The sequence below is a fragment of the Selenomonas bovis DSM 23594 genome, from assembly GCF_000381005.1.
Classification (GTDB): Bacteria; Bacillota; Negativicutes; order Selenomonadales; family Selenomonadaceae; genus Selenomonas_C; species Selenomonas_C bovis.
In genome coordinates this window covers 1-8,235 of sequence record NZ_KB908425.1, presented here as the reverse complement: position 1 = coordinate 8,235, position 8,235 = coordinate 1, and the positions used below count along the sequence as shown (strand labels likewise).

8 protein-coding genes are annotated in these 8,235 nt (G+C 47.2%); all 8 read left to right on the top strand.

Annotated features, from left to right (window positions below; translation table 11 throughout):
* Positions 1–163: 163 nt before the first annotated feature.
* The 8 genes from F599_RS16315 (at position 164) to F599_RS0112490 (ending at position 8,096) form a co-directional block, all read left to right on the top strand.
* The gene (locus F599_RS16315; RefSeq protein WP_019543845.1) at positions 164–1,429 is read left to right on the top strand and encodes a TerD family protein; all 1,266 of its coding nucleotides are present in this window, start codon (positions 164–166) and stop codon (positions 1,427–1,429) included.
* Between the two features lie 23 nt (positions 1,430–1,452).
* Positions 1,453–2,097, top strand: a complete 645-nt coding sequence (locus F599_RS0112515; protein WP_019543844.1) for a vWA domain-containing protein — start codon at positions 1,453–1,455, stop codon at positions 2,095–2,097.
* A 21-nt stretch (positions 2,098–2,118) separates the two neighbouring features.
* Positions 2,119–3,633, top strand: coding sequence for a PP2C family serine/threonine-protein phosphatase (locus F599_RS14460; protein WP_019543843.1), 1,515 nt, complete (start codon positions 2,119–2,121; stop codon positions 3,631–3,633).
* A 1-nt stretch (position 3,634) separates the two neighbouring features.
* On the top strand, positions 3,635–5,134 hold the full coding sequence (locus F599_RS0112505; RefSeq protein WP_019543842.1) for a serine/threonine protein kinase: 1,500 nt from the start codon (positions 3,635–3,637) through the stop codon (positions 5,132–5,134).
* Positions 5,135–5,143: 9 nt separating this feature from the next.
* On the top strand, positions 5,144–6,343 hold the full coding sequence (locus F599_RS0112500) for a TerD family protein (protein ID WP_019543841.1): 1,200 nt from the start codon (positions 5,144–5,146) through the stop codon (positions 6,341–6,343).
* Between the two features lie 82 nt (positions 6,344–6,425).
* Positions 6,426–6,833: a DUF805 domain-containing protein gene (locus tag F599_RS14455; protein WP_019543840.1), complete on the top strand. Its 408-nt coding sequence runs from the start codon at positions 6,426–6,428 to the stop codon at positions 6,831–6,833.
* Between the two features lie 401 nt (positions 6,834–7,234).
* Positions 7,235–7,636, top strand: coding sequence for a hypothetical protein (locus F599_RS15670; RefSeq protein ID WP_211209101.1), 402 nt, complete (start codon positions 7,235–7,237; stop codon positions 7,634–7,636).
* Positions 7,637–7,688: 52 nt separating this feature from the next.
* Positions 7,689–8,096, top strand: a complete 408-nt coding sequence (locus tag F599_RS0112490) for a hypothetical protein (RefSeq protein ID WP_019543838.1) — start codon at positions 7,689–7,691, stop codon at positions 8,094–8,096.
* The last annotated feature ends 139 nt before the right edge of the window (positions 8,097–8,235 follow it).

Genomic DNA, 8,235 nt, shown 5'->3' with positions numbered 1-8,235 from the left:
AGCGGCTTCCAGGGCGGCCTGGCTGCTCTCTGCCGCAACTTTGGCGTGAATGTCTAAAGGTTAGTTTGCAAGCAGGCAGCTTGCGGTGCTTAGGCAATTGCACCGCAGGCTGTTTCGCGCCAATAAGTTCAGAAAAGACGGATAAATTCCAGAGGTAGAGCGGATGATTAGTTTAAGCAAAGGTCGGAAAGTGGACTTGACCAAGGGCAATGCCGGGCTTAGACATTTGCTGATTGGCCTGGGCTGGCAAAGCCAGGGAAATAATTTTGATTTGGATACAGCTGCCTTTCTTTTGGGGGCAAATGGCAAGGCTGCCGGAGATGATGATTTTATCTTTTATGGCAATCTGAGGCATGGCAGCGGCTGCGTGGAGCACAAGGGTGACAATCTTACGGGAAATGTTGGCGGGGATGCTGAGCAAATCTTGGTGGATCTTGGCAGGGTGCCGGGAAATATCGAAAAAATTGCTTTTACTGCTACCATTTACGACGCAGAAGGACGCCGGCAGAATTTTGGCATGGTGAAAAATGCCTATATCCGGGTAGTCAATGCAGATACGCAGCAGGAGATGCTGCGTTATGATATGGGCAATCAATTTTCGATAGAAACTGCTGTAGTGGTGGCAGAGATCTACAGGTATAAAGGCGAATGGAAATTCAATGCCATAGGCAGCGGCTATCAAGGAGGCTTAGCAGCCTTGTGCGGGAGTTTTGGCATTGATGTATCAGAGGGAGACAATTCTGCTGCTTCCAACGCTCCGCCTGCGAGAGAGCAGCCCATTCCACCTGTTCCACCTGCCAGGGAGCAGCCGGCTCCCCCCAAGAAAGTGGAACTTCGGAAGGGCCAGAAGGTCAATCTCACCAAGAAGGCAGGAACCAATCTGGGAAAAATTTCCATTAACCTGAATTGGTCACAGCCGGAAAAGAAGGACAGCGGTTTCTTTGGTTCCATCTTCGGGAATAACAATGGCATTGACCTTGATCTGGCGTGCTTGTTTGAGATGAAAGATGGCAGCAAAGGGGTAGTGCAGGCGCTGGGAAATTGTTTTGGCAGTTTCCAGAGTTTTCCCTACATTGAACTGGATGGCGATGACAGGACTGGCAATTCTGCTGCAGGGGAAAATATGCGCATTAATGGCAGCAAGATATCAGAAATCAAGCGCATCCTGATTTTTACCTTTATTTATGAAGGGGCAGCCAACTGGTCTGAGGCAAAGGGCGTAGTTACGGTGAAATGCAGCGGCAGCCCTGATATAATCGTCCGTATGGATGAGTATGGTTCCAATAAATGTGCCTGTGCTATAGCTATGCTGGAAAATCAAGGCGACACCTTCAGCGTGGAGAAGATTGTGCGGTTCTTCAATGGCCATGAGGATATTGACAGGGCCTTTGGCTGGGGCTTGCGCTGGGTTGAAGGCTCTAAGGATTGATTGAATAAAAGGAGGAAAAAATTATGTCATACGTACGCAGACTGCCGGTTTATTTGTTGTTGGACTGCTCTGGCTCCATGTCAGGTGAGCCTATAGAATCGGTGAGACAAGGCATCAAGATGCTGGTCAATGAACTGAAGGGAGATCCGCAGGCTTTAGAGACAGCCTGCCTTTCTGTCATCACTTTTGCCAGTGTAGCGCAGCAGACCTCGCCCCTGACGGAACTGATGCTGTTCAAGGAGCCGAAATTGGAAGCCAGTGGTGCTACATCCCTGGGCGGCGCTCTGAAGGTGCTGCGGGAGTGCATAGATAAAGAGGTCAGGAAGACTACCGAAAATCAGAAGGGTGACTGGAAGCCTTTAGTCTTCATTCTCACGGACGGCATGCATACAGATGATGATGAATTCGACCGTCAGACTGCGGATATCAAGAGCCTGAAGGTGGCAAATATCATCGCAGTGGGAGCAGGGCCTTATGTGGAGCAGTCTACCTTGAAGCGGATTACGGATAATGTTTTGCTGATGAATACGGCTTCTGCTGGTGATCTTTCGAAGTTCTTTGCCTGGGTATCCGGTTCCATCAAGATGTCTTCCAAGAGCCTTGATGCAAAACCGGGCGGAGCCATCGAGCTTCCGCCTCCGCCGCAAGGTTTCACGATTGTTCCTTGAGGTTGAAGAGGAGCGTAAGTAATGGGCAATTCGGAAAATACTGGGAAAAAATATGGAAGCCTCATGTATACCCAGCATGGCAAAATTTATAAGCTTGCGAATAATCCCGGCAGCAAGGTAATTCATACAGAAAAAAGTGAAGCAGTTCTGATAAAAACCTCATCGCCATTCCCCAAGACTGCTTTTACCAAAGTGAGCAAGAAAGCGGAAATGCCTCAGGAGCCGGAAAAAAGCACTGAAGACAAGCCGGTGCCGGAGGCAACGGAGGCAGCGGGTCTGCCGGAGGCGGCGGGTGCATCGGAGACTCCGCAGGTCTTGTCAGATTGGGAGGTACTGCAGCATACGGCTTCCCTGTGGAAATACAAGCCGGTGCCAAAGGATGAGCCTGAGCCTTACGAGGAATATCTTACCGAATCAGCTACATTGGGAAGCTTCCACGTCACTGCTGCCAGGGTCAGGGGAAAGAAGCATAAACATGAGGGCACGAACTGTGATGACTGGTTTGAGACGAGAAATATAGAGAATTTTGCCGTGATAGCAGTTTCAGATGGAGCGGGGTCGAAGAAGTTCTCTCGTATAGGTGCAAAGACTTCCTGCACGGGGGCAATGGAATATCTTGAGAGGGAACTGAAAAATCTTCTGCGGAAAAATTCTGAGCTGAAGGCACATTTGGGCTATGACCTGAAAGACAGCAGGTTTCAGCAGGCTGCCTCACAAATGGCGCAAATGGCTCAGCATGCTATGCTGGCAGCCAGGCAGAATGTAATAAATGCTTTTCAAGCGAGGCAGGGGACGCCAGGTTATGCGGAAGCAGTCAAGCGTGATCTGCAGCTGAATGATTTTGCTGCCACTTTGCTGCTGACCATAGCCCTGCCGATTGAAAACTCCGATGAAACTTTCATTGTAACCTGTCAGGTGGGCGATGGCATGACAGCTGCCATCAGCAGAACGGCTCCTTATGACCAGATAATTACGCTTTTGGGAGACGCTGATAGCGGAGCTTTTTCGGGCGAAACGGAGTTTTTAACCAGCTCGTCTATAGATTCTCTGCAAAGCCTGATGGGACGCACACGTGTTTCAAGGAAGAAAATCGACATCATCATGTCTATGACGGATGGAGTGGCGGATGACTACGATCCCAACGGGAAAGAGATGCTCAGGTTATATCTGGATCTGCTTGTCAATCGTGTTATTTCATCACCTCAGCTGGAGATGATGCAGAAGAAACTGGATAAGGCCAGATATGAGGAACTGTCAAAGATTGTACCTGCTCCGCAATCCTATCCAGCCGTGACCGGCGAGCTAGAACCAAGGATGGTGCCTGTGCAGTATGTCAGGGAACTTCAGGAAAAGCAGGGGCTGGATTTAAAGAAGATATGGGAAGAGGGCAGGGAAAGCCTCACTGTTATGGCCGGGGCTATTCAGCTGAACACGGGAAAAAATGCAGCCACCAGGCTGAAGGAATGGCTGGACAGCTATGTGGTCAGAGGATCTTTTGATGACCGTACCTTAGTGATTTTGCAAAGGGGAGAGTAGAATGGCTAAAAAGAATCAGCATATAGAGAAAGCCATTCTAATGAATGATACGGAGATAGAGTATGTTTTGACTGACAATCCGCCCAGGGGAGGGATGAAGCATACTTATTTCACGCCAGACAGGAAATTTGCCATTCAGTTTTTCAATAAGGAGGAAGATGCTGAGAACCCTCAGATGCACTCAAGACTGGAAAACATAGTGGGACTCTATAATCCCACTCTGGCAGAAGAATATGGGGGCGCCATGGGCAATACCAAGGAGACGGCTGCATATTTTGCCAATCTCTTTTGCTGGCCTGTTGCTCTGATAAAATATCCGGAGTTCGGCGTTGTCTGCCCTACCTATCCGCCTAATTTCTTTTTCGGCAAGCATGCTGTGAAAAGTGGCGTGAATCTCGATATGGCAGGCAAGGACAAGAAGAGCAGATGGTTTACCTCTCGTGCCATCAGCAAATGTCTGGCTGATGATGAGTGCGGGAATTTCCAGACCATGCTCAGGCTCTCCATATCTCTGGCTAGGGCTGTGCGGCGGCTGCACACAGCAGGCCTCTCCCATTCGGATCTGTCCAGCAACAATGTGCTGATAGATCCCAAGACAGGCACGTGCGTGGTCATAGATATAGACTCACTGGTGGTGCCCGGGGTGTTCCCGCCGGAGGTGGCGGGAACCAAAGGCTATATTGCTCCGGAAGTCCTGGAAACCATGGACTTGCCCTTTGATGATCCGGGAAGGAAACTTCCCTGTGCAACTACGGATCTTTTTGCCCTGCCAGTGCTTCTGTATGAATATCTGCTCAAGAGACACCCCCTGGACGGACCGAAGATATATACTACCACTTCCACGGAAGATGATGAGTATATGCAGTATGGGCCGATGGCGACCTTTATTGAGAATCCTCATGATACGAGCAACAGGCCGGATGATTTGCAGGTAACTATCCATGACCTGGGGCCTTATCTTGAGAAAATGTTTCTCCAGGCTTTCGTCGAGGGGATGCACGACCCTGAAAAACGTCCCACGGCAGCCCAGTGGGAGAAAGCGCTGGTGAAGACATGGGATCTCCTGCAGCCATGCCCGAATTCCAACTGCAAGGCGAAATGGTTTGTGCTGCATGATGTGCGCAATCCCGTATGCCCTCATTGTGGAACGCGGCTCAGAGCAGATGATGTGATACATGTCAGGCTGAAAAAGCCCATGAGAGGCCGCAAGGGACAGTGGCAGCAGACGGGCGAGATCAATCTGTATGATAATATGCCTTTGTTTAAATGGCATTTTCTGGCTAACGTATATCCTGATGAAAAAATGCAGGATCGCACGATGCAGGCGTATATAAGTCATCAAGGCAGCGAGTGGTATCTGGTGAACAATGCCCTGGAAGGGATGCTGTCGCCAAAGGGCAATCTTGTGCCCATAGGGCAGGCTGTATGGCTCAGGAATGGTGAGATGTTTCCCACCAGCAATCAGCAGGATGCATTGCTGATGGAGGTTGTGAAGGGATGATGATGCAGCATGAATTCCATACAGCAAAAATTTTCTGGCAGGGAGAGTTTTATAGATTTGCCCATGGGGGAGTATGAGGGGCCTCTCAGGATAAGCCATGCCTGTACAGTGGACGGGCATGGCGCTACCCTTTGGGTAAAATCCGGGACTGCTCTGATAGTAGATGCAGATCAAGTAGTGCTGAAGAATCTGCGCATAGAATTAACGGAAAATTCGCAGGGAACTGTAGCTGTCAAGCTGAGAAGCAATACTGTGACAGAAAATGTGGAAGTATATGGTCAGGAGGACAGGGGTGGCAGTGTATCAAGCTGGCGTTTGCCCCGCATGATAGAACTGGGAGTATTCGCGGCGGAGAAGGCCAATGAATTCCATCGTCTGATAGTGACAGACTGTGCCTGTGAGATAACTAATAATGTGCATGGCTTGAGCCTGAGTCCTCAGAGGCTGATGCCAGGGACAAATGACGTGGCCTTCAAAATATCTTCTTTGATGGGAGGTACTGTACTGTATGGCGATATAGTGCTGAAGACTGATTATGGCATAAGCAAACGGATATATGTATCAGGCCGGGCTGCAGTAGGGGCCAGGGAGATACATGAGCAGCAGCCATCAGCTGCTGGAGGTTCTGTAGATAGCAGTTCGCAGATTGATTATACGGCTAATTCTGATACTGCAGCAAACAATAGCATAGGTGAGAAAGTTGTCAAGGGTCAGAGATTGAGACTGAAGGATGTAAAGAATTTGTTTGTGGGGTTTGTAGGAGAGAATATCAAGGTAGATATAGATCCCTATGCGTTTCAGTTATACGGAAATGGAAAGACCAGGCAGGATAGCGATTTGATTTTCTTCGGCAATAAGCAATCCAGGCAGGAGGCTGTGTATATAGACGAAAAGGATGGTGCGAAGGGTGTCGGAATAAATCTGGAAAAGATAGCTGAAGATGTGGAAAATATCGTGGTTGCTTTTGCAGTGTATGAAGATGCTAATAACCCATCCGCCAGTTTCTCAGAAGTAAGAAATCCCTTGGCCAGAGTGTGGATGGATGAGGATAAGGTATTCGATTTTCGGTTGACACTAGGTCTGGAAAAAGTCATAAATATGCTGGAAGTTTATAGACATAAGGGCGAGTGGAAGGTAAAGTTTGTCGGGGCTGGGTTTAAAGATGGGTTGAGAGTATTGTGTGAGCAATATGGGCTGGATGTAAAATGAAGCCTGTTGATGTATGCTTTGCCAACCAGTTGCTGTACTGTGAAAAAGTAAAAGATTCTTTAAGGTCTGGAGGGGATCAAATATGCCGGTAGATTTGACCAAGAGTGATAATGGAAATAGCTATATCAATGCATACGAACCAGATGTTGGTATTAAGCAGACTTTTTTTCGAGCAGACAACAGACTTAATCGTAAAAGATACTTTAAAAGGTCAGTTGTTATTTGGCTCATAAGTTTTATTTGCGATGCTCTTGTAGCGTCGGGAGAAGGTTTGGCACTTATGTTGGCATTCTTGATAATAATTGTATTGACAGTTAGTTCTATAATGTTAAGTATCAGGAGATTGCATGACTGCGATAAATCTGGATATTGGTATTTTTTGGCGTTGGTACCAATAGTGAATCTGGTTTTGTGGCTGTATTTGCTGTTCCAGCCAGGCACAGCAGGAGAAAATAAGTACGGGCCGGATCCTCTGGCACAGAGTGCCTAAGCAAGTGGGGGTAGTTTTTGTGTAACGTGGAAAATGGGGATGGTATACATGGGCGTGGCGAGTTCTAAATAGCGGCACTATATGTGGCTGCTTTTATGGTGGTTCTGCCTATATTATGCGATAGTACATCATAGCATGATGGCAAGCGTTGCATTCCTGTTGCTGTTCTTTATTGCGAGTACATATAAGACCTTATTCAAGTCGCTGGTGATTGGAATTGTATGTGCATTGCTCGTGAATATACCATTCGTTCCATTGATAATATTTGCCATAGGAATAGTCGGCATTTTGTTCAGATTCAGATTTCTGGCAAAACATTGGCGTGTTCTTTTGGTAGGCTTATTTGCTTATGGTGTTCATTTTGCAGTGTTGTTATTTAATGGGTTTATAAAAGGTTTTCATTGGATACTCAAAACATATTCAATGGCGAACCAAGAAGGTGTGGAGGTAGCACAGACTATTTCCAGTGGGGCTATGCTCATGGGGGTGCTTATAGCGACAATCCTGGCTTTTGTGCTGCATCGGAAAATTGTTTGGCTGTACAAGCAGCGACGATCTTTCCCTTTTTCTCACATATAAAGGTAGGGGATTATGATTTGACAGGGGATTCCTTGCTTGATGCAGATTCAATCTCCGGTACTGCAGACAGTTTGAGTGAGTTGGAAACAGGAGCAATGGGAGCCGCTGCGCATGGGACAAATGAGGCTGCCGCAAAGCAGGGGCGTGAAGAGGAAAGGGCAGAGTCAAGAGAACGCATAGAATCGGAATTGGATAGGTTGCTTAGAGAGCGCAAAAATCCATAGAAGGCTTGTGGGATAAGCGAAATATAGGGAAATTAGAAGGAGGAATTGCAATATGCGTGCTATATTAGGTGTATTAGCTGGCATGGCCGCGTATGTGGTAGCGATAATTTTATCTTTCTTGTTTTTTATTTGGTTCTTTGATAAACCGGCAGACTGGCCATATTTTATTCCTATTGCAACTGCGCTTATTTCGATTTCTACCGCAGTTGGGACAGCGGATGAAGTGTCTGGCGGCAAAAAGGCAGGTGCTTTTCTAGCAATTTTGATAGCTGGGATGTGGATAGTGTTTGTAGTAGTAGATGTGGTTGGGGATGTATCTGATATATTGCGTGCTGAGCACGATGAGGCTGGAATTTTTGAAATTTTCATGGCCGGTTTTGATACATTTTTGAGTTCGAAAATATTTGCTGTAGTATCCTTTTTTGTTGCAGCTAGTTCACTGGAAGAGTCGAGGAAATGATTGCAAAGATTTTGGTGATGTTTTGATATGGTTCGTTGTAAAATGAAGTTGAACAGTTAATCAAAAACAAAAACCCATAGCGACTTCCTATGTTAAAATGGTTCTGCAAAACAATCATCAACAAAGGAGTATCGCTATG